Here is a 22403-nt window from a genome sequence, read left to right as displayed (position 1 = left end):
CCCCGTCATTGTCTATATCCTGTTAATTTTATTTTATATAAATACAAATGCTTTATCAATGATTGATAGGCCGCCCTTTGATACAATGACAGTAAATAATGATAGGAGCGTTTATATGCAAAGTTTACAAGGTAAAAATGCAATTGTTACAGGCGGCAGCCGGGGCATCGGCTACCATACTGCTTTAGGCCTTGCCAATGAAGGCGTGAATGTCGCAATCATTGGACGGGATCAGAACGCACTGGGCACTGCTGAAAAAGAACTTTCAGGCACCGGTGTGAAAATCATGTCCGTAAAAGCGGATGTTGCCGATGAGGCAGATGTCAAAGCAGCTGTATCAAAGATTTCCACAGATTTCGGTTCAATTGATATTTTGGTCAATAATGCCGGCATGATGGGCAGTGGACCTTTTTTAGAGTCCACAACGGAAAATTTTGAAAAGATGATGCAGGTAAACGTCTTCGGAATGTATCATATGTTAAAAGCCGTCCTGCCATCGATGGTGGAACAGGACAGCGGGGATGTTGTCAACATCGCTTCAGTCTCAGGACTGCGTTCAGGTCCGGGCGGCTCTCTGTACTCTGCAACAAAGTTCGCTGTCATCGGAATGACCGAAGGTCTCCTCAAGGAAATGAGACCACATAATATACGGATGTCCTATTTGACACCTTCTGCGGTAAATACTGCTCTGATCGGCAACAACAGCCTGCAGGAAGACTCCATGACCCAGCCTGAAGATATTGCAGATATCATCGTGAACAATTTAAAGATTCATCCGCGTACATTTGTTAAAAATACTGAAATGTGGGCGACAAACCCATTACCAAAAGAAGACTGAGAGAGGGGATTTTAAAATGGTAGGACCGGCTTTAAAGAAATTCGATTCCCACAAGGCAATTCATGACGCAGGACTTGGCGGTGCGAAAGAAAGAATTGAAGGCATGAGGGAGTTGCTTGCCAAGGAAAAATATGAAAATTTGACCGAAGAAATCACTTCATTCATAGAATTCGTAGAAGGTAAAATCATCGTCCATGCCGACACCGAAGAGGAAAAAGGCGGCCTTTACACACTGGCAGTCAAGAAAAATCCGGATCTTCACGACAAAGTTCAGCATTTGATCCGTGACCATGATCTGATGAAAATCATTGTTGACCTGATGAAGAAAGAACTTGAAAATGAGGAGAAGGATTTCCAGAAACTTGTTGATTTTTCAAGTTCGATCATCATCGTGAACGAAATTCATTCACGGGATGAAGAAGAAGCACTGTTGGAAAAATGATTTGCTGTGAAAGCACGCTTATTCTGGCGTGCTTTTTATGTTACACTTATATGTGAATTTCATATACAGAGGATGTGTAGAATGTGAATGGAAATAGTAATCGCTGGAACCTGATAGATAAAAGGATTCTGATTCCGGCAGTCATCATTATTTTGATCATTAGTATCCCCTTTGCGTTATATGAATCGGAATCACTTGAATTACTCAACCAGATATTCGATGCAATTGTGACCAATTTTGGCTGGGGATACATCTGGTATGCAAATATTTTACTTATTATCGGGTTGTACCTTTCTTTTTCAAAATACGGAAAAGTTGTTTTGGGCGATCCGGCCGAAAAACCTGATTTTACTTTGTTCCAATACTCCTGTCTGCTGATTGCCATGGGCCTTGGTTCGACAATTATGAGGACAGGCATGATCCAGTGGACGGAGATTGCCAACAATCCGCCTGTCGGTATTGAAGCGGGCGGTCCAGAGGCGATGTTGTGGGGAAACTCCTATTCCATGTTCATCTGGAGCTTCCAGACGTTTTCAATATTTGTCATGGCGGCACCGGCAATCGCCTATATCATTCATGTAAAGAAGAAACCGAAAATGCGTATTTCGGAAGCGACAAGAGTATTGTTCGGTGATAAATTCACTGACGGCATCGGCGGTACACTGCTGGATATTTTATTTCTGGTCAGTATTTTATCCGGTGCAGCGGTAACGCTCGGACTCGGTACGCCGATCATCACTTCCAACCTGGCATCACTGTTAAATACCGAAGTGACATTTACCATGACTCTGATTGTCACTGTCATCTGGGTCATTTTATTTTCAATCAGTGCGTATGTGGGAATTGACAAAGGTATAAAGCGCCTGAGTGTGATGAACATGTACATGGCCGGTGCTTTTGCAGTTTTTGTACTGATTGTCGGCCCGGGAATATTTATCATGGATTTCTTTACTGATACAGTCGGTCATCTGTTATCCAATTATTTAACTTTTTCATTCTTCACTGAATCAACTGTAGTCGAACAGACGGCCTTCATTAAAAACCATCTGGTTTTCTGGTTTGCCTATAATGCCACTTGGGCAATGCTGCACAGCCTTTTTGCCGCAAGAATATCAAGAGGCCGGACTGTAAAAGAAATGATTCTTACTTATCTGGTCGCACCGACCGCTCTTTCATGGATTGCTACAGGCGTACTTGGCGGCATCGGCGTACACCGTCAGCTGAACGGCCAGCTTGATGCTCTTTCGCTTTCAGCTGAAAATGACCCGGTTTCAATCATTCCGGACATTTTGGAAACTCTGCCTTTATCGGGCATCGTAATGGTACTGTTCATCATTATCGCATTAATATTCCTGACGACAACTTTGGATTCGACGACATTTACCATTGCAGCCTACACAAGTAAAAATGATATGAGTGAGCAGGATCCGTCCAAATTTGTACGTATTCTCGTATCTTTAATCATCACTGTGCTTGCACTGACGCTCATGCAGATCGGCGGACTCGCCCCTCTCGAGGTCATCTCGGGAATGATGGGCATACCGATCATTGCGATTCAGTTCATTCTGATATATGCAGCAATCAAAATGATGGATAAGGATAAAGCATGGAAGTATAACATCAGAAAAGACGATTAAACCGATATATCTTTAAACGGCTGCAGCGGATGGCATACCGCTGCAGCCGTTTTTTAGAGTTGACTAAATTTAATATTTAGGGTATCCTAAACGTTAAATTGACTGATATATTCATTCACTGGAAAGAGGTTTACTGATGAGAAAAATGCTATTATTCATCGTAGTTTCAGCTGTATTTCTGACAGCATGCGGCGCTCAGAGTGACAGTGCCGAAACGGATGACAGAACCCAGATTGCTGTCACAACAACTTTTTTATATGACATGGTGTCTGTACTTGAAGAAGATGTCGATTATTTCAATATTGAACTCATCATCCCTGCCGGCGAAGATCCTCATGTATACCAGCCGAAAGCCAGTGACCTGAGAAAGATAAATGAATCGGATTTTATTTTATACCAGGGATTGAACTTTGAAGGCCGCATGATAGATCTGCTTGAGACAGGCATACCTGTCGCTGATGACCTTGATACTTCATCCCTTGAAACGATGGAAGAGGAAGGCAGTGCTGAAGTCGATCCGCATTTCTGGTTCAATATAGATCTGTACAAGGAAGCCATGACAAACGTATTTAATATACTGACAGAGATGAACCCGGACGGCGAAAAAGCCTATCAGGATAATCTGGATGCTTATTTTAAGGAACTGGATGAGCTGGATGATTATGTGTCGGAACGCATCGCAGAAGTGCCCCGGGAATCACGTATTCTGATTACGCCCCATGACGCATTCGGCTATATGGCTGCAAGCTATGATATAGATGTACATGCACCGCAGGGTTTCTCCACCGACTCTGAAGTATCGAACAACCAGATTCAAAATACGGCAGCGCTGATTGCCGAACGTGATATCAACGCGATATTTCTCGAATCCACAACAAATCCTGACCGTATGAAGCGTCTGCAGGAAATCGTTGCATCAGAAGGTGTCGAAGTGGAAATCATCAGCGGAGAAAATCAGACGCTGCTGTCCGACTCGCTCGCACCCCGCGGCGAACCCGGCGACACGTACATCAGTATGTATAAACACAATATCGACCTGATCGTCGACAATTTAAAATAGGAGCTCTGTTATGACTGAAGATATTATAAAAGTAAAAGATCTGATCGTTGCCTATGATGAGAAGCCGGCAATATGGCATCTCAACATGACGCTGCAGAAAAACAGCATCACAGCAATCGTCGGTCCGAACGGGGCCGGCAAATCGACGCTGATCAAGTCGATTATGCAGTTGATAAAACCGGTATCCGGCGAAATCCAGATTAACGGTTCAAAAAGTAAAAAAGCATTGAAGGATGTTGCCTACGTACCTCAAAAGGGGGAAGTGAACTGGGAGTTTCCGACTACGGTGCTCGATGTAGTGCTGATGGGCAGATATGTGCATAAAGGATGGATCAAACGCCCGAATAAGAATGATCATAAAATTGCCATGTCCGCTCTCAGGGAAATGAAGATGGAAGCATTCAGAAACCGTCAGATCAGCGAGCTTTCCGGCGGCCAGCGCCAGCGTGTCTTTCTCGCCCGCGCAATCTGCCAGGACGCTGACATCTATATTATGGACGAACCACTTCAGGGCATCGATATTACAACGGAAAAACTGATCATCAAAACAATCAAATCCCTGCAGCAAGAGGGCAAGACATTTTTGGTCGTCCACCATAATCTGGACACGGTAAAAGAATACTTTGACCATGTCATCATCATGAATAAAACCATCTTCGCAGGCGGGAAAATCAGTGAAGTATGGACGGAAGAAAATATCGATAAAGCATACAACGAAGTCAGTGCGGTGAGATAATGGAACTATTGACAAGTTATACATTTCTAATTGTCGCCATCGGTACAACGCTGCTGTCTTTTGCGAGTGGAATCATCGGGACTGTCAGTGTCATCAAGGGGCAGAGTCTGATCGGTGACGCCATCGGTCACGCGACATTTCCCGGAATCATCCTCGCCTTTATGATTGTCGGTGTCACAGATACACTGTCGCTGACAATCGGTGCCGTCATTTTTGGTGTCATTGCGTTTTTCTTCATCCAGGCGATCACCAGTCATTCAAAAATCACTCTGGACGGTGCACTTGCGTTGATTCTGTCATCTTTTTTCGGGTTAGGAATGGCACTTAAAAGCTTCGTCCAGGGCAACCCTTCATTCCATAATACGCAGGGCATCGATGATTATATATTCGGGCAGGCCGCATATATGCTGCGGTTGGACGTTTATCTGATACTGATCGCTTCAGTCATCAGTCTTTTATTATTCATCATCTTTTATCATCAGATACGGATTTATACTTTTGATCCCATTTACAGTTCGACTGTCGGTATCAACCCGTCCCTGATCAATTTTCTTGTTTTATCAATGACCATATTATTGATTGCTGTCGGTTTAAAAGCTGTCGGTGCAATATTGATCGTTAATCTTTTAATCGCACCCGGCGTCATCGGCCTGATGTGGTCCAACCGGTTTAATATCGTCACCCTCATCGCCGGACTGGCAGGTGCGGCTGCGGCATTCACCGGCACTTATATCAGTACGGCATTTGCAGGTTTCCCTACAGGGCCTTCAATCATCCTGGTACTCAGCGCATTTGTGCTTATATCCATGCTGTTTGGCAGAAAAGGCCTGGTCACACGTCAAATTATGAAAGTGCGGGGTGAGTCATCATGATAGAAGTTCTGTTCGTACTGATCATCGCCTCGCTTGCAACCAGCGTGCTGGGGGTATTCCTTGTTCTGAAAAACCAGGCCATGACGACTGATGCCATCAGCCATACTATACTGCTCGGCATCGTCCTTGCGTTTTTCATCACACAGGATATCCGTTCACCATGGCTGATTATCGGTGCGGCGCTGATCGGCGTACTGACCGTTTATCTCATCCAGCTGATCAACCAGACAAACCTGATTAAAAATGATGCCTCGATCGGCATCGTCTTTACAGCTCTCTTTGCGATTGCAATCATCTTAATATCCAGATATGCCGACAACGTCCATCTGGATATAGATGTCGTCATCGCAGGCGAAGTTTTATTTGCACCGCTCAACAGAATAGAAATATTCGGGTTCAGCATCCCGAGGGCACTGTGGCAGCTCGGTCTGTTACTGATCGTCAACACCGGTTTTGTCGCACTGTTCTATAAGGAGCTCAAAGTCTCCACATTCGACCCTAAATTTGCCTATGTCATCGGCTTCAGCACGACACTGATCTACTATATGCTGATGACGCTTGTATCCGTGACCGCAGTCGTCGCTTTTGATGCGGTCGGTGCCATACTTGTCATCAATTTCTTTGTAGCGCCGGTGCTCACCGCTTATCTGCTTGTGAAAAAGCTGAGCCATATGATATTTCTCACTGCTTTCATTGCAGTTTTAAACAGTACACTCGGCTATTTGATCGGCTATAATATGGACTTGTCAATGTCCGGTGCCACTGCTGCTGTCGCATTTTTAATTTTCATGACAGTGTTTCTATTCAAGCCTGACGGCTATATCATTCTTAAAATAAAGAAACGCCGTCAGAAAAAAGAATTCATGCATGCAATGATTCTGATGCTGATGAGCGAGGATGAACATGAAACGATTTCACTGGATGAAATATCGAAACACTTCAACCTCAGCCGGTCTGAAACTGAAAACCAGCTGGAGACGCTCGAAGTGGATGGATATATCGTAAAAACCGACGAGCATTACATGCTGACACTGCGCGGTGAAGAGTTTACGCATTATTCACGTATAAAATATGAGTTGACACCTTACTGATGATGCAGCATATTATGATAACGAAGAGGTGGATGATTTGAGCCCGACTAAAGAAGATTATATTAAAGTGCTTTTCGAGCTTGGCGGACGCTTCAACCGGGTATCCAACAAAGAAGTGTCCAACCGGCTGGATATTTCCCCGCCGACAGTGACCGAAATGATGAACAGTCTGGTAAAAGTTGAATGGGTGGAATATACCCCTTATAAAGGCAGTATCCTGACAGACAAAGGGACGGAGTATGCGAAAGAAATCATCAGAAAGCACCGGTTGTGGGAAGTATTTTTATTTGAGAAACTGGGATTTGATATAGAGGATGTACATGCTGAAGCGGAGCTGCTCGAACATACTACAAGCGATGATGTCGCAGATAAACTCGAGTCATACCTGGGTTATCCAGAATACTGCCCGCACGGTGGAGCGATAAAGATCGATCTGATGGATATGCAGGAAGATTACACCTTTACGATATCCGAAGCAAAAGCCGGGACTGAAGTCGTCATTTCAAGGATTGTCGATGAAGAAAAACTGCTTAAATACTTTAAAAATCAACACTTGAATATAGGTGACCGCATTACAGTCACTGACATAGATTCATCTATCGATCTGATTACACTCACAGCTGAAGAAGATAAGGAAATACAAATCAGTATTTCACTGGGAAATTATCTGTTCGTTGAACCAATTTAAAAAGGAGGAGCATCTGCTCCTCCTTTTTCACTGCTGTTATTTTGAAACATCATTTCCCAAGTATGCCTGCAGCATCCAGTTGTTCTTTTCGATCTCCTGAATGTAGGCAATGTACATGTCGGCTGTGGAGTCGTCGCCAGCATCTTCAGCTTCCTTCACACCACTTCTAAGTTCTGCAATGATTACTTCATAATCTTCTATCAACTGTCCGACCATCGCTTGATCGTCCAGGCCGTATTCCGCCTCATCAATGCTTGATTCTTCGAGCGCTTCTTTCAGCTTGCCGACCGGCTGTCCGCCGATGGCTAAAATTCTCTCTGCAATATCATCAACGATGACCGAAGTCGAGTCATAAAGTTCTTCAAATTTCGTGTGCAGTGAAAAGAAATGTGCACCTTTAACATACCAATGGAAGTTATGAAGTTTGCCCCATAAAACGATATGGTTCGCCAACTGCTTGTTCAATGATTCAATGACTTTGTTCTTTTCAGTTATCTGTACCATGAAACCACTTCCTTATTTAGAATTATTATAAATAACTTATGTGTATACTATACCATATTAAAAATGCTGTCGCAACATTATTTAGAATTATTATAAATAAGTTTCCGTAGGATGACATTGCTTCTGAACCATATAAAAATCCCTGCAGAGCTTCTGTCCGCAGGGACCTTTTCAATCATTATTTTGAGACATCTTCGCCAAGATACGCCTGCAGCATCCAGACATCTTTTTCTATGCCCTGGATATAGGCGATATACATATCTGCAGTCGAATCATCACCTGCATCTTCTGCTTCTTTCACACCGCTTCTCAGTTCTGCTGTAATGACATCATAATCATCCACAAGCTGTTTGACCATCGACTCTGCACTTAAGCCATACTCACCTTCGTCAATGCTTGATTCCTCGAGTGCTTCTTTCAGTTTGGCGATCGGCTGGCCGCCGATGGCTAAAATTCTTTCGGCAATATCGTCCACTATTACTCCGGTGGAATCATACAGTTCTTCGAACTTCGTGTGCAATGAGAAGAAATGTGGTCCTTTCACATACCAGTGATAGTTGTGAAGTTTGCCCCACAACACTGTATGGTTCGCCAGCTGCTTGTTCAATGACTCAATGACTCTGTTCTTTTCTGTAATCTGTACCATGAAATCACCTTTCTCAAATAATTGATTTTACTATTCAATTAAAAGCATTATAGACAACTTGATCTGTAACACTATACATCTTCCCCATAATCCCGGTGATAAACATGACAGATTTACACTTTAAATCAGATTCGCAGATTGCAGGCCATGCATGATTCCGTTATCTTCAACGCTTTTAGTCACATGTTTCGCCTGCATTTTAATCTCATCCTGTGCATTGCCCATGGCAAAACTATTCGGCACATACTGCAGCATTTCTATATCATTCGGACCGTCGCCGAAAGCATATACATCATTGATGTTGAAACCCATCTTATCGACGACCTTTTTTATACCTTCAGCCTTCGAGCCGTCTCTCGGTGAAATATCCATCGAGTATGCATGCCATCTGATGAACTGGAATGAATCATCAAAATGCCTTTTATAATGGTCTTCTTCTTCTTTGGTACAGAACAGCAGTGTCTGGTAAATATCACGGTTGATATGATATTTTGGATCATGACCGGGCATGAAGCCGAGCTTCAATGTTGAGATCCCTTCAGTCATGTATTCATGCTCGGGCATATTGGACAACATATTTTTATCATCCAGATATACGAGCGGATGGTCATTTTCCATGGCGACTGCGGTAATATCCTCAAGCCGCTTCGCATTCAGAGGGTTTGTGTAGATCAGTTCATCCTCATATACTACGTAGTTGCCGTTCATGCTGACAAACGTGTTGACATCCAGTGATTTACGAAGATCTTCATACATGAACGGTGAACGGCCGGTCGCAATGGCTACGATATGTCCTGCATCCTTGACCGCCTTTACGGCATCTTTAGTGGATTCCGGTACGACCTTTTCATTGTTGTAAAGTGTTCCGTCTATATCAAAGAATATTATTTTCTGATTACTCATATCAAGCACCGCTCCTAATCATAAATTATGCGTAAATATCAAATCTTGACAGCCCAAAATATAACACCACAATCAGTATCAGCCACACGATCACCATGAACAGATGTCCTTTATCATGAAATGCAGAGTACAGTTTCAAGTCGATGAACATACTCAGTACAAACTGCCACGCCAATACCGTCGCAAGTATCCATATTGCGGCCGGATGGTCGGTAAAGATGAATACGGCCAAAGCGGCAAGGTAAGTAACAAGCATCAAATATAAAAACACCCGTTCAAGTTTCCCGATATTGAGCGCATGTATTTTCAGAAAATCATCTTCTTCACGATATCGTGAGTCATCAAAAGCGAAGTAACGCTTTTTCTTTGAAAAGTAATGGGTATAGAACGACTTGATGACCAAGCCTGCAAATAATAAAAATAATATGATATACAAGAGTTTCATTCCTATCCTTAAAAACTAAAGTCCCGGCAGCAATTGTAATAGATATCCTGCGGCAACTCCAAGAATAACTATCATCCAGGCGGGTACCTTCATTTTATATAATAGGAAGAACAATAACAATGCCAGGAAGAAATCTCTGCCTGAATTGATTCCGCTTATAAATACCGGGTCGTAGAATGCAGCAAGCAGAATGCCGACGACAGTCGCATTGACCCCCATCAGAACACTTTGGAAGTTTTTATTGCCTCTCAGAAGATTTAAAAACGGCAATGCACTCATGACAAGCAGAAATGACGGCAGAAACATTGCGATTGTTGCGATGATTCCGCCCGTCGTACCCAGGATAACCGTTCCGAGATAACTTGCAAATGTAAATAAAGGTCCCGGCACCGCCTGTGCCATACCATAACCGGCAAGAAATTCATCCGCTGAAACGAGACCGGTCGGCACCACTTCCCTTTCAATCATCGGCAGGACCACATGTCCGCCACCGAAGACAATGGAACCGACGCGGAAGAATATATCGAATATATTCAAATACTGATTGTCAAACAGTGAACTGAGCAGCGGCAGAAATACAAGCAGTCCGATCAGTGTACTGAATGAGATGATGCCTATTTTTCGTGTCAGATTGAATTTAAAATCGGCCAGTTTATTTTCAGCCTTATTTTTAAACAGGAAATACCCGATAAGCCCGCCGAGAAGTATTGTCAAAATCTGAATCCATGCATTCGGATAGATCAGCATCATGCCGGCAGCAGCAATCGCCATCAGCATTCTAGGAATGTCCGGCGCGAGGTTTTTGCCCATGCCGAGAAGTGCATGCAGCACCACCGCTACAGCAACGACTTTTAAGCTATTGATGAATACAGCACCTTCCAAATCCAATGTCTGATATAACAGTGCAAAAATGATCAGTACTAAAACAGATGGCAGTGTAAAGCCGAGAAAAGACAAAATCCCGCCCGGTATGCCGCCGCGCAGCATGCCGATTGAGATGCCGACCTGTGAACTTGCCGGCCCCGGCAGAAACTGGCAAACCGCAATGATATCAGCATATAATTTATCATCGAGCCATTTCTTTTTATTTACATACTCTTCTTTGAAATAAGCGAGGTGGGCCACCGGGCCGCCGAAAGAAGTGAGCCCGAGACGCAGTGAGGTCAGTAATATTTCAATCAGATTGCCGCCTGACTGAGAATTGTCATTAGAGTTTGGGTGATGAGCCATATTTCCCTCCGTATAATAAAGTTGATTTCTTCAAATTTACCAATAATTTATATATAAATCCATACGTATCACAATTCTATACAAACTCTTAACATCTGCAATGTATGGCGGCGAAGCACAAAAAAAGCATGCAGCACTCAATGTGCTGCATGCCGGCTACTTCACTTACAGTAATTCTTCAGACAGTTCGACGATATATTTGATTTTATTCCACTGGTCCTCCTCAGTCAGGATGTTACCGTGGTGTGTCGAAGCGAAGCCGCACTGCGGGCTCAGCGAAACCTGCTCTGAAGGGATGAACTGAGTCGCTTCTTCGATGCGTGCCTTGATCGTTTCCTTGCTCTCAAGTTCGCCATGCTTCGATGTGAACAGCCCCAGCACCACCTGCGGCCCGCCATTCGGAATTTCATCCAGCGGCTGGAAGTCGCCTGAACGGTCATCATCATACTCCAAGAAGAAACCGTCGACTTTTTCTTTGGCGAACAGTACCGGTGCAATTTTTGCATAGCTGCCTTCAAAGGCCCATTTGGAACGGTAGTTGCCCCGGCACAGGTGCGTCGTGACAACAAGGTCTTCCGGCTTGTCTTCAAGTACGCCGTTGACGACACGCAGTGCAAGGTCGATCAGTCTTTCCCTGTCGAGACCGCTGTCGTTGAACGGCAGCTCTTCAGCATTCAACCCTGCGATATATACATCATCAAACTGAAGATAACGGCAGCCGGCATCGTAAAATGCTTTCACTGCATCTCTGTAAGTCTCGATGACATCGTCTGCATAAGCATCAATATCAGTGTAGTATTCAAGGTCTCTGATACCTGCGTTGAACAACTGGTTCGGGCTCGGAATCGTCTGTTTGGCAACAGCACGGTCACCGACTATCTCTTTAAATAATTTGAAGTCCCTCACATGCGGATGATCCTGATTGAAAGAAATCTTCCCTTTATTGCGCACATCCCATGCCTCAGTTTCTTCACCGACAAATGCATAGCCGGTTTCAGGTACATACCCTTCGACACCGTTTAAATTTTCAAGGAAATCAGTGTGCCAGAAACGGCGTCTGAATTCACCGTCGGTCACAGCTTTCAAGCCCGCTTCAATCTGCTTATCGACCACTTTTGCGATCTCTTCCGTTTCAATATCATATAGTTCACTTGATGAAAGTTCATTATTTTTATATGCTTCACGTGCCTTGTGAATCCGTTCCGGTCTGAGCAGGCTGCCCACATGATCTGCTTTGAAAGGTCCAGTTTTTACATTTGTCATATTATCCGCTCCTAAATATTTTAATTATAAATAAATCCCCTTCTTATCTTTGATAAAAAGAGGATAACGTCCGTCATCTCTTCTCATCTCAAAGCTTTCGCTCCAGGAATTAGCACAGTTCCATAAATGGTCTGCTGCTGAGGCTTCAATGGGCCGGTCCCTCCACCTCTCTTGATAAGAAAGTATTATTTAATTAATCCATATACTATCACTCGGGATAAATAAGGTCAATGATTTATTAGAAAATTTTTAAATAAACAAATCTTTAATCATTTCATGTGTGCATTCCTCTAAAAAAAGTGGGTATATTTTTTAACCGGGATAAAATTAGAAACCTCGAAATATTTGCACTCTTCTATAAATAGTTATAGGATGAAAACAATGACAGATTGCCATCAACATTAAGGAGTGTGTGTGATATGAAACTTACAGTTACAGACAATGCATTGAACTGGTTCAAAGAAGAAGTCGAATTGGAATCCGGCAGCAAGGTGCGCTTTCTTGTCCAGATATACGGTGACAGTAAAATCCGTGAAGGTTATTCGCTTGCTTTTACACTGGATAAGGATGACAGAAAAAAAGCTGTGGAATACGAAAAGGACGGTATTGAGTTTTATATCAATGAAGCAGACCTGTGGTTTTTTGATGGCCATGATTTATCAGTCGAATATGATGATGAAAATGACGAAGTTTTGTTCGAATATATAGAACAGTAAAAATGAGGGCTGCTTTTTAGCAGCCCTCATTTTGATTTCTCTGTCTCTTCAATCATGACACTACATGATTTTGTCACGGAATAAGTTCCGGAAAGCCTCGCCATCTTCCTTCGAAAACGGCTTCGGGCCTTTCGTCCTGCCCCCGCCCTGCCTGATTGCAGCACTGATATGGCGGGTGTGTAAAAGATGATCGATGTTCATATCATCATATTCAAAACCTTTATGGTGGAGTACCCTGACTCCTTTCGGCAGAAGGAGCGATGCCAGTCCGTAATCCTGCGTGACGACAATATCATCTTTAGATGCGAAAGCAACGATTTTGAAATCCGCCGCATCCCGGCCCGCATCCACATAGATGGTCTCCACATGTGCAGGCACGTCCTGATTGGAAAAATGCGATATGCTCGATACCAGTGTGACAGGGATATCTTTCCCCTCAGTTTCTTTGAAAATGATATCCTTCACCGGACACGCATCCGCATCGACTATGATTTTCATTTTAGGTACACCTGCCTTTCTGATTTTTTAGTGTTAATGGCCCATCGGTTAGCATGCGGTGAGCCATTGGAAGCCCAACGGTCCGTCCCGCAACAAGCGATGAGCTGTTAGAAGCCCAACAGTCCGTCCCGGCACACGCGATGAGCTGTTAGAAGCCTAACGGACCGTCCCGCAACAGTCGACGAGCCGTTGGAAGCCCAACAGTCCGTCCCGCAACAAGCGATGAGCTGTTAGAAGCCCAACGGTCCGTCCCGCAACAAGCGATGAGCTGTTAGAAGCCTAACGGACCGTCCCGGCACACGCGATGAGCCAATAAAAATTCACCCTGATATATTCCATCGATCCATTCTCCAAATTATAAAGAGGCCCTCATGAGCCTCTTTTAAATCTGATCTATATCTTTCAACTGCACTTCATCTTCTTCAGTAACCGGTCCACGGGCATTTTGCCAGTACTCATGCATCAGTCCTGCCATCTCATCCACTCTGATTCCTTTTGCCGTTTTTGGGCTGATCAGTACATCCGCATAGCCAAGTCCTTTATTCGCCTTGGCCATCAAATTGCCGAATCCACTTCTTGCATCACTTGCAAGTTCCGGATTTCTCAAAGATACTGCAACAAAGTATTCAGATGTCACATGGATAATTCTGATATCCGTCACTTCATCCCACGGAATCAATGTGTCGTTTGTGGATATTGCGCTTGAATACTCATAAAACCCTTCTTCATTCATGATTAAAATATGCTTGCCTGTCACTATGAGTTTCAATGCGTAAAATGTTGTAAACCCGAAGAATAACGTACCGATGACACCGATGATGATCAACAGCCAATTCATTTCATTGAATCCCAGGATAAAAAACAATAATGAGAGTGCGAACATTATGAAACTGAGTATGGCAATCACAGTCTGCTTGATCTTGTTCTGCCCAATTTTCACTTCCTGCAGGTTTTCAGTATCAGTCATAAGAATTCCCCCTGATGTTCATGGTTATAAAATGAATCTATATGACTCAGATAACCCGTTATATTTATAGATAAACATCCCGGAAATCCTCATTCGTCACCATCAGTCATCAATCAAATTTCAGACCTTTCAGCTGTTCTGCCAGTGCGTTGTTGATCGGTTCTTCCTTTTCATCTTTTTTCAGGTATTTATTCACTGTGCGTTTATCGACTTTCCCTTTTTGCGCCTTATCCCTGCGTGCTTTGAAAGCCGACAGTTTCTCCCTGTGACCGCATGTACATGTGAATATCTGGCCGTCGCCTTCACCGCTCAGTGTCATCTTCTTCTTACAGTTTGGACATCTGGCATTGGTGATTTTCGCGACATTGCGCCTGTAGCCGCACTCACGGTCCTGACAGACGAGCATCTTGCCTTTTTTACCTTTCACTTCAAGGAGCGGTTTGCCACAGTCCGGGCAGTCGCGTCCCGAAACGTTGTCGTGTTTGAATGTCTTATCACTGTGCTTCACTTCTCGGACAATGCTCTTTGTATGCTGTTTCATGTCTTCGATGAATTTCTGTTTATCCAGCTGGCCCTTTTCAATCTGTTCGAGCTGCTTTTCCCATACTGCAGTCGTCACAGGAGACTTTAAGATTTCCGGTGCGAGATCTAGAAGCTGTCTGCCTTTGGACGTGATTTTAATCGCCTGGCCGTTTTTCTCCAGATAAAAAGTATTGAATAATTTATCGATAATATCTGCACGGGTCGCGACGGTACCGAGTCCGCCGGACTCGCTCAGTGTCTTCTTGTGCTCTTTATCCATGCTGAAGTATTTCGACGGATTTTCCATCGCCTGAAGCAGTGATGCCTCTGTGAATCTTGGCGGTGGCGTCGTTTCACCGGTCGTCTTATTGACACCCCGTACTGCCATCTCTTCTCCTTTTTTCACTTCCACGGTCTTGCCTCCGGCCTCTTCTTTATAAACGACTTTGAACCCTTGCTTCAAAACACGATTATATTTTGATTCCAGTGTTTCACCATTCACTTCCGCTGTAACGGTTGTCTCTTCAAATTCATACGGCGGCAGCAGAACACTCATGAAACGCTGGATCACCAAATCATACACCCGCTTCTCCCTTTCGCTGAAATCACTGTAATGCACTGTACTTTCAGTCGGTATGATCGCATGGTGGTCGCTGACTTTACTGTCATTTACGAAGGAGCCGTTGCCTTTGATCGGCGACCTTAAAATTTGTGTGGCCACCTTACGGAAGTTGCCGATACCGCTTGCCTGAACCCGTTCTTTTAAAGTCGGTACGATATCGTTGGAAATAAACTTCGAATCCGTCCGCGGATACGTCAGCACTTTATGGCGTTCGTACAGATTCTGCATCGTCTGGAGTGTTTCTTTTGCGGACAGGCCGTAAATCTTATTCGCATCTCTCTGCAGTTCGGTCAAATCGTATAGTCCCGGTGCGAACTGTTTCTTATTCTTTCTGGTGACATCTTTTACCTTCAGACTGTCAGCTTTAAGCTTTTTATGGATATCTGCAACTTTATCCTCACTGAAAGTCGAATAGTTGTTTTTGTCCTTCCATTTGAATTTCAGTTTATCCGTGTTCACTTCAAGACCGTAATATGTCTTCGGCTTGAAATTTTTTATTTCTTCATCTCTTGCCGCAATCATACCGAGAGTTGGCGTCTGCACACGTCCGCAGTTCAGCTGTGCGTTGAACTTTGTCGTGAGCGCACGGGTTGCGTTCAAACCGACGTACCAGTCCGCTTCACTTCTCGCGACTGCCGCCTGGTACAGATTCCGGTATTTATTGCCCGGCTGGAGGTTTTTAAAGCCCTCGGAAATTGCTTTGTCGGTTACAGAGGAAATCCATAAACGTTTAATCGGTTTGTTGACTTTGACATAGTCGATGATCCATCTCGCAACGAGTTCACCTTCACGTCCGGCATCCGTAGCGATGATGATTTCGTTCACGTCTTTCCTTTTCAGCTGGGTCTGTACCGCTTTGAACTGCTTGGTCGTCTTCGGGATATGAGTCAGTTTCAAAGGACTCGGGAGCATCGGCAGCTCATTCAGATCCCATTTCTGATATTTTTTGTCGTAACGTTCAGGGTCCTGCAGCGTCACAAGATGCCCCAGCGCCCACGTCACTATATAATTATTACCTTCAAGAAAACCATTTCCTTTTTTACTGCATTTCAGTACCCGGGCAATGTCCCGTGCGACTGAAGGTTTTTCAGCAAGTACTACACTCTTTGCCAAAATATTCATCCTCTCTCGTTCTTCTTATCACTTAATTATACTGGTTTTATCCAAAAAAACATACCGCAGGCAGCAGCCCGCGGCATATCATATCTAATATTTCATATTCAGTTTTTCATATTATTTCGCTTTATATGACCATGTCCACTCTGCGCCATCGGATGCAAAGTGATATACATACTTCTTATCCGATAATTTAAAATCATACTTGCCCGCCTTCACCGGGTGCTGATTTAGTACTTCTGGATCGTTGTGTGCAAGATACATCAATTCTTCATCTGTGAAATCATTTTTCACTTCTTCGTATGACCATGTCCATTCATAGCCGTCATAAAAGAAGTGGAATTCATAATCACCATATACGAACTGATAGTCATATGGTTCTTCGTGTATCGGTGCAGCATCAAGTGTACCCGGGGAATTCAATGCCAGACTCGCCAGGCTTTCCTTGGTCACGTCAATTTCCATATGCTCAATATATTCATTGGGTCCGTCTATCTGGCTAAACTGTTGCTCACGAAATACTGATGCCACTTTTTCGTTGTACTCAACCTGCGATATTTCTCCCGAACCCCTCATTTCCGTAAGATCTGCCACTCTGTCCTGTGCTTCCTCTGACATCCAGGCAACATCAAAACCAGTATTTGCCCAGCCGTCACCATCCGGATCAGTATCCGCAGGAAGTGTTTCTCCCCAAACCGTCTTTGCGCCTTCTTCTTCATCCGCCTGTCCAGTGTCACCGGTTGCTGTAAACGTCAACGCGCCTGCGACAAATAAAGTGCTCAATAAAGTTACCTTTTTCATAAAAGATCCCCTTTCTGAATATCAAACTTTATTGTCAGGCTAAAATAACACGAATAAAATACTATTGCAATTATATTACATAGATTTCAGTAATATTACTTGCGGACTTTATCCACGAATTTTTTCGCATCGACGAGCGACATGCCGGTTTCATCCCGGATAAACTTCACTGCTTTGACCGGGCCATCCTTTTTCACAACTTCCCTTGTTTCATTGATCCATTTATCCTGGCCGATTTCCACCTGAAGCTTACCGTTGACTTCTCTCAAGTGCTGCAGTTCTTTACGCTGGGCGATAATTATAAAACCTGCTGCCAGCACAAGCAGCAGTAATCCCATTGACATAAAATCCATCTTTAACTCTCCTTGAGCATATATAAGTTAAGTATTCCACTCTCCATTAAATTATACCATTACATCATTGACCTCTGCATCATCTCACTGATGTAAATTTCGGAGACTTGACCACTCCGATGAAGTTCCTGATGATTTCCGGACCATGTGCCGAAGCGAATGATTCCGGATGGTACTGGATGCCGTAATGCGGCATGACGAGATGTTCAAATGACTGGATGGAGTCCTCAGTTTCACCAGTCACTTTCAGATCAACGGGAAATGTTTCCCTTTCACTGATAAGTGAATGGTATCTCATGATTTCAATCGTTTCACCAAGTGAATCGTACAATGCCGACTCACCGACCACTTTCATTTCATCCATCTTGCCGTGCTTGACGACGGTGCCTTCAACGACTTTACCACCGTAGTATGTGGTCAGCGCCTGGGATCCAAGACATATGCCGAGTATCGGTTTGTCCCTGTAGTTCTCGATGATATCCATAAGATTTTCATTGTCCAGCGGGTGACCGGGGCCGGGGGAGATCACCATCCCGTCAATGTCCAGTGACAGCACATCTTCATCGTCCGGGTATCTGACGACCACTTCATCAAATGCTTCTATCATATCGACCAGGTTATAGGTAAATGAATCATAATTATCTATTACAAGTATCATGGGTGCACCTCCAGCAGACTTTTGACTTTCAATTTCGTTTCTTCCAGCTCTTTTTCAGGCACTGAATCATAAACGACACCGCAGCCCGCTTCTACATTGACATATTCATCATCGACCAGCATTGTGCGTATGGCGAGCGCAAAATCGAGTTCCTGGTCACAGTTGATATAGCCCACTCCGCCTGAGTATATTCCCCGCTTCTCGGGCCGCACTTCATAAATACGTTCTATTGCACGGAGTTTTGGTGCGCCGGATACGGTGCCGGTCGGCAAAAGACTCGTCACCACATCAATCGGAGAAATATCCTTTTTCACATCACCGGTCACTACGCTGACAATATGCATGACATGCTCATATCTTTCTATTTCCATCAGACGGTTAAGTTCCACACTGCCCTGTTCACTTACGCGGTTGACATCGTTCCTGCCGAGGTCGACAAGCATCCGGTGTTCACTGAGCTCTTTTTCATCATTTGCCAGTATCTCAGCGTTCTTAATATCCTCTTCGGCATTTTTACCCCTTTTAATCGTCCCGGCGATCGGGTTCGTCACCACTTTTCCTTTCTGCACTTTGACAAAACTTTCAGGTGAGCTGCCGACAATGATCGGTTCATCGAGATTCAGATAATACATATAAGGACTCGGATTCTGCCTCTTCAGGTTTTTATACAGCTGGAAAGTGAGAGGATTTTTATTTTCTCCGAAACCATGCTTGTACTTATATAGTCTTGAAGGAACCGCCTGGAACATATCTCCTTTTTGGATCAGTGATTTAAAATATGACACTGTTTTTATAAAGTCACTTTCAGTAATATTCGTTTCTATTTCCCGGGTAATATTCTCAAATGGGATTACCGGATGATACAGTCTGATTGATTTGATGTCTGCCACCATATTGCTGAGACGGTCTTCGAGCGCTGACGCGGAGATTCCTGAAAACAGATTCGATGTGATGACATGGATCTTCTCTTTATAATGGTCGAAGATATATACGCTTTCCACCATATAGAAAAGCAGGTCGTCCGTCGTATTTTCGACTTCTATCTCCTGAAGCTTTTTAAACGCATGACGGACCAGATCAAAACTGCAGCTGCCGACAAAACCGGAAACGAACGGCAGTTCCGCAAGTACCGGATCTTCAATATCCGCCTTGTATTTGTTAAGCAATACCTTAAGCTCATCGTATGGCTTTTCACTCTTACTGAAGATCCTGTCCGGATACTCGATGGTCAGAGTATCACTGTCGAGTGAAACTTTGCCGTAGTAATCAAAGGCGACGATCGAGTATCTGCCTTTCATCTCGTGCTGCGAAGCACTTTCGAAAATGGCTTTCTTCTCCCTCATCTGCGCCAGTGCTTCCGGCGTAAACTCTGCATTCAACGTTTCATATATAATATCCATCCCAATTACCTCCATTTAATATAAAAAAATAAGCATCCTCACAATAGGACGCTTACACGCGGTACCACCTAAATTGGGACTCATAAAATCCCCGCTTGACGATTATAAAATTTTGCACCGATAAAACCCACTTCATTCAATATCCATGTCAGTTCACATCAACCACTGACTTTCTGGAACTATGAAATATTGAACTACTCATTTTCATCTGAATCAAAAACACCACGGCAACACATCCAAATAAGGACGCGTCACCGTGGTGCCACCTTAATTAACAAATTAATGTTCACTCTTGATCAATCACTTAAATTTTAAAATCTGTCCAATTCACAAATATCATGTGCTGATTTTCATCGGCCATCAGCTTTCTTTGGCTACAAAATATATTTGCTACTGATAAATAAAATATATAGATATTTTGATGATATGTCAACCGTTATTATAATATTAAGATTATTATCCATCAAAAAAAGCACTTTCCATATCAGAAAGTGCCGAATATGTTAGTATTCTATTCTTCAGGCGCATCAAACTGCCTTTTTGCCATCTCCTGCTCATAAACATATAACGCATTGCCGTCGTCTTTCAATCTCTCCAAATAATCGATGTGTGTTTCGAATGTCGCTTCTTCTTCAACTTGTTCATCCAGGAACCATCTGACAAATGATAATGTCATATGCTCTCTGTCTTCTGTTGCGATATCGGTAATCTGATAGAAATTTTTAGTCACTGTACGCTCCTGTTCAAGACCTTGCTTGAAAGTATCCAGCAGCGAATCGTATTCATTTTTTGGTTCAGGGATGCCCTGGAATTTTGCGTGAACGCCTCGATCATTCAAATAATTATAAATCTTCGTGCCATGGTATCGTTCTTCTTTTGCCTGCTGCTTATAAAAATTCGCAAATCCATCGTAACTGCGGTCCTCACAATAGGAAGCCATCGCCAGATATTCATGGGCTGCTGCAAATTCGTGGTTCATCTGATCAATTAAAGCCTGCTTTAATTTGTCTGATAACATATAGAGTACCTCCCTTTCTTACAACCATTATAATTAGTTTCATGTGTAAATATCAAAGGAAAGGGCCTGGTTGTTGATAATTATTCTAATTTATACGGATGTTTACTTGCTGACATTTCTCTTCATATCACTCGGCAGCTCGAAGAACGGCTGGATGTCCTGCACATATTCAAGTATGCCCATAAATTCATCATCTTCGTCGAAAACTGCCTTGTAGGTGATGTGTATGTACTTGTCCTTCGTCTTAAACCACATCGTTTCGGTCTCTTTGACCTTATTTTTCAGATCCCGTATGACATACATCACCTTTTTTAAGCTCTTTGGCGGGTGGCAGTTGGCGACATTCCTTCCGATAGACAACGGGGTTCTTATGAACATCATTTCTGATGATTCAACAATATTGTTGAAGTATTTGAACAAGCCGTTCTTATCGACAAATGTAATTTCCACCGGCAAGTTGTTGAGTATCAGATTCGCTTCTTTCGTAGTCAGATAGCCGCCGCCAAACTGCAGCTGTTCGGTATCGTTCAACGGTTTGACTCTCTGATTGCCGACATAGCCCCGGTAGCGGCCATCCAGCTCTATAGAATATCCAAATGCTGAACTTTCATGTGCAATGGCGAGCCAGTCCTTTTCTTTAAATAATATTTGTGTGATCGGTATGATCAAAAAATCCTCTTCAAGAATCATCTCTTCACATTTAGTTTTCAAATCATCAAAAGTCCTTCTGATATTGCGGAATTCTATACTGTCAATTTTCTGCAGACGGTTGCCAAGCCCTTTAATCAACAGACGGATCTGGTCATGCTGTTTCCATATCGTCCGCGGCAGCGGATAGATGCCGTATCTTTCAAGTATTGGAAAATACAATTTTTCCTTGCGGTTAAAATGGCAGTTGATCTCACCCAGCCTTTTCACCTCGGCAACCAGCGTATCAATCAGGTTCTCCTCGCCGTTTTCAACATCATCGACGAGCAGCTGGATGATATTCAGAGAGTCTGAAAGGAGATGGTTCTCTTTTTTCAACACATGCAGCGGATGATTCATATCATCACTGATATGGATTTCGCTTACATCGTGACCGTATAAGTGCTGATGAATCTCAAAAAATCTTTTTATATCGTATATCGTTATATCTTTATTCGTATGATTCACCTGCAGAACCGCTTTGAAAACATTGATCAGATCCAGCTTTTCCACGTGGTCACTGTAATCCGGCTTAATGCTGTCAATCTGTTCACCATCCCGTACTCTTGTCAGAAGAAACTGTATACTGTTTACATCTTCCATTATTTTAGACACTCAATCACCTCATACTTGTATTTGATGCTACGGTTTAAACATATATTTATAATACATCTATTATATATCATTTAA

The 22403-nt window shown here is 43.4% G+C and carries 24 protein-coding genes and 1 riboswitch; of the genes, 9 read left to right on the top strand and 15 right to left on the bottom strand.

Going from position 1 to position 22403, the window contains the following annotated elements; genetic code table 11:
- The first annotated feature begins 115 nt into the window (after positions 1-115).
- The 8 genes from BLR15_RS03345 (at position 116) to BLR15_RS03310 (ending at position 7364) form a co-directional block, all read left to right on the top strand.
- The gene (locus BLR15_RS03345; RefSeq protein WP_092984675.1) at positions 116-838 is read left to right on the top strand and encodes an SDR family NAD(P)-dependent oxidoreductase; all 723 of its coding nucleotides are present in this window, start codon (positions 116-118) and stop codon (positions 836-838) included.
- A 16-nt stretch (positions 839-854) separates the two neighbouring features.
- The gene (locus BLR15_RS03340) at positions 855-1280 is read left to right on the top strand and encodes a hypothetical protein (protein WP_092984673.1); all 426 of its coding nucleotides are present in this window, start codon (positions 855-857) and stop codon (positions 1278-1280) included.
- An 83-nt stretch (positions 1281-1363) separates the two neighbouring features.
- Positions 1364-2917: a BCCT family transporter gene (locus tag BLR15_RS03335; RefSeq protein WP_092984671.1), complete on the top strand. Its 1554-nt coding sequence runs from the start codon at positions 1364-1366 to the stop codon at positions 2915-2917.
- A 136-nt stretch (positions 2918-3053) separates the two neighbouring features.
- Positions 3054-3977: a metal ABC transporter substrate-binding protein gene (locus BLR15_RS03330; RefSeq protein WP_092984669.1), complete on the top strand. Its 924-nt coding sequence runs from the start codon at positions 3054-3056 to the stop codon at positions 3975-3977.
- A 10-nt stretch (positions 3978-3987) separates the two neighbouring features.
- Positions 3988-4713 carry a metal ABC transporter ATP-binding protein gene (locus tag BLR15_RS03325; protein WP_092984667.1) on the top strand — a complete coding sequence of 242 codons (726 nt, stop codon included), beginning with the start codon at positions 3988-3990 and terminating at the stop codon, positions 4711-4713.
- Positions 4713-5585, top strand: coding sequence for a metal ABC transporter permease (locus BLR15_RS03320; RefSeq protein ID WP_092984665.1), 873 nt, complete (start codon positions 4713-4715; stop codon positions 5583-5585). The genes BLR15_RS03325 and BLR15_RS03320 overlap by 1 nt, the downstream gene beginning before the upstream one ends.
- Positions 5582-6676: a metal ABC transporter permease gene (locus BLR15_RS03315; RefSeq protein WP_092984663.1), complete on the top strand. Its 1095-nt coding sequence runs from the start codon at positions 5582-5584 to the stop codon at positions 6674-6676. Before BLR15_RS03320 ends, BLR15_RS03315 begins: the two co-directional genes overlap by 4 nt.
- Positions 6677-6704: 28 nt before the next feature.
- A complete protein-coding gene (locus BLR15_RS03310) occupies positions 6705-7364 on the top strand; it encodes a metal-dependent transcriptional regulator (protein ID WP_245696538.1) in 660 nt (219 codons plus the stop codon).
- A gap of 36 nt (positions 7365-7400) precedes the next feature.
- On the opposite strand, the gene BLR15_RS03305 is transcribed toward BLR15_RS03310, so the two are convergent.
- The 6 genes from BLR15_RS03305 to BLR15_RS03280 all read right to left on the bottom strand — a co-directional run bounded on the left by BLR15_RS03305 (position 7401) and on the right by BLR15_RS03280 (position 12355).
- The gene (locus tag BLR15_RS03305; protein ID WP_092984659.1) at positions 7401-7868 is read right to left on the bottom strand and encodes a Dps family protein; all 468 of its coding nucleotides are present in this window, start codon (positions 7866-7868) and stop codon (positions 7401-7403) included.
- A gap of 178 nt (positions 7869-8046) precedes the next feature.
- Positions 8047-8514, bottom strand: a complete 468-nt coding sequence (locus BLR15_RS03300; protein ID WP_092984657.1) for a Dps family protein — start codon at positions 8512-8514, stop codon at positions 8047-8049.
- 120 nt (positions 8515-8634) lie between these two features.
- Entirely contained in the window at positions 8635-9417 is a 783-nt protein-coding gene (locus BLR15_RS03295) for a Cof-type HAD-IIB family hydrolase (protein WP_092984655.1), read from the bottom strand.
- 25 nt (positions 9418-9442) lie between these two features.
- Positions 9443-9862 (bottom strand): hypothetical protein, encoded by a 420-nt coding sequence (locus BLR15_RS03290; protein ID WP_143003922.1) that lies wholly within the window; start codon positions 9860-9862, stop codon positions 9443-9445.
- A gap of 15 nt (positions 9863-9877) precedes the next feature.
- Positions 9878-11092, bottom strand: a complete 1215-nt coding sequence (gene chrA / locus BLR15_RS03285; protein WP_092984651.1) for a chromate efflux transporter — start codon at positions 11090-11092, stop codon at positions 9878-9880.
- A 165-nt stretch (positions 11093-11257) separates the two neighbouring features.
- Positions 11258-12355, bottom strand: coding sequence for a 5-methyltetrahydropteroyltriglutamate--homocysteine S-methyltransferase (locus BLR15_RS03280; protein ID WP_092984649.1), 1098 nt, complete (start codon positions 12353-12355; stop codon positions 11258-11260).
- Positions 12356-12435: 80 nt separating this feature from the next.
- Positions 12436-12536: riboswitch (SAM riboswitch) on the bottom strand.
- Between the two features lie 238 nt (positions 12537-12774).
- Here BLR15_RS03280 and BLR15_RS03275 point away from each other — a divergent pair.
- Complete coding sequence (locus BLR15_RS03275; protein WP_092984647.1) at positions 12775-13071, top strand: HesB/YadR/YfhF family protein; 297 nt, start codon at positions 12775-12777, stop codon at positions 13069-13071.
- Between the two features lie 60 nt (positions 13072-13131).
- Here BLR15_RS03275 and BLR15_RS03270 read toward each other — a convergent pair whose 3' ends face one another.
- The 9 genes from BLR15_RS03270 to BLR15_RS03230 all read right to left on the bottom strand — a co-directional run bounded on the left by BLR15_RS03270 (position 13132) and on the right by BLR15_RS03230 (position 22328).
- The gene (locus tag BLR15_RS03270; RefSeq protein WP_092984645.1) at positions 13132-13569 is read right to left on the bottom strand and encodes a YaiI/YqxD family protein; all 438 of its coding nucleotides are present in this window, start codon (positions 13567-13569) and stop codon (positions 13132-13134) included.
- A gap of 382 nt (positions 13570-13951) precedes the next feature.
- Positions 13952-14536 (bottom strand): STM3941 family protein, encoded by a 585-nt coding sequence (locus BLR15_RS03265; protein WP_092984643.1) that lies wholly within the window; start codon positions 14534-14536, stop codon positions 13952-13954.
- A 109-nt stretch (positions 14537-14645) separates the two neighbouring features.
- Positions 14646-16793, bottom strand: coding sequence for a DNA topoisomerase III (locus BLR15_RS03260; RefSeq protein ID WP_092984641.1), 2148 nt, complete (start codon positions 16791-16793; stop codon positions 14646-14648).
- Positions 16794-16913: 120 nt separating this feature from the next.
- Positions 16914-17597: a hypothetical protein gene (locus BLR15_RS03255; protein ID WP_092984639.1), complete on the bottom strand. Its 684-nt coding sequence runs from the start codon at positions 17595-17597 to the stop codon at positions 16914-16916.
- A 95-nt stretch (positions 17598-17692) separates the two neighbouring features.
- The gene (locus tag BLR15_RS03250; protein WP_092984637.1) at positions 17693-17950 is read right to left on the bottom strand and encodes a hypothetical protein; all 258 of its coding nucleotides are present in this window, start codon (positions 17948-17950) and stop codon (positions 17693-17695) included.
- 79 nt (positions 17951-18029) lie between these two features.
- Positions 18030-18608 carry an anthranilate synthase component II gene (locus tag BLR15_RS03245; RefSeq protein WP_092984635.1) on the bottom strand — a complete coding sequence of 193 codons (579 nt, stop codon included), beginning with the start codon at positions 18606-18608 and terminating at the stop codon, positions 18030-18032.
- Positions 18605-20008: an anthranilate synthase component I gene (locus BLR15_RS03240; protein WP_092984633.1), complete on the bottom strand. Its 1404-nt coding sequence runs from the start codon at positions 20006-20008 to the stop codon at positions 18605-18607. The genes BLR15_RS03245 and BLR15_RS03240 overlap by 4 nt, the downstream gene beginning before the upstream one ends.
- A gap of 511 nt (positions 20009-20519) precedes the next feature.
- Positions 20520-21026 (bottom strand): ferritin, encoded by a 507-nt coding sequence (locus tag BLR15_RS03235; protein WP_092984631.1) that lies wholly within the window; start codon positions 21024-21026, stop codon positions 20520-20522.
- A gap of 102 nt (positions 21027-21128) precedes the next feature.
- Positions 21129-22328, bottom strand: a complete 1200-nt coding sequence (locus BLR15_RS03230) for a PAS domain-containing protein (RefSeq protein WP_143003921.1) — start codon at positions 22326-22328, stop codon at positions 21129-21131.
- Positions 22329-22403: the final 75 nt, after the last annotated feature.

The sequence above is a fragment of the Lacicoccus qingdaonensis genome (assembly GCF_900101075.1).
Lineage (GTDB): Bacteria > Bacillota > Bacilli > Staphylococcales > Salinicoccaceae > Lacicoccus > Lacicoccus qingdaonensis.
This window is presented reverse-complemented; position numbering and strand designations above follow the sequence as displayed.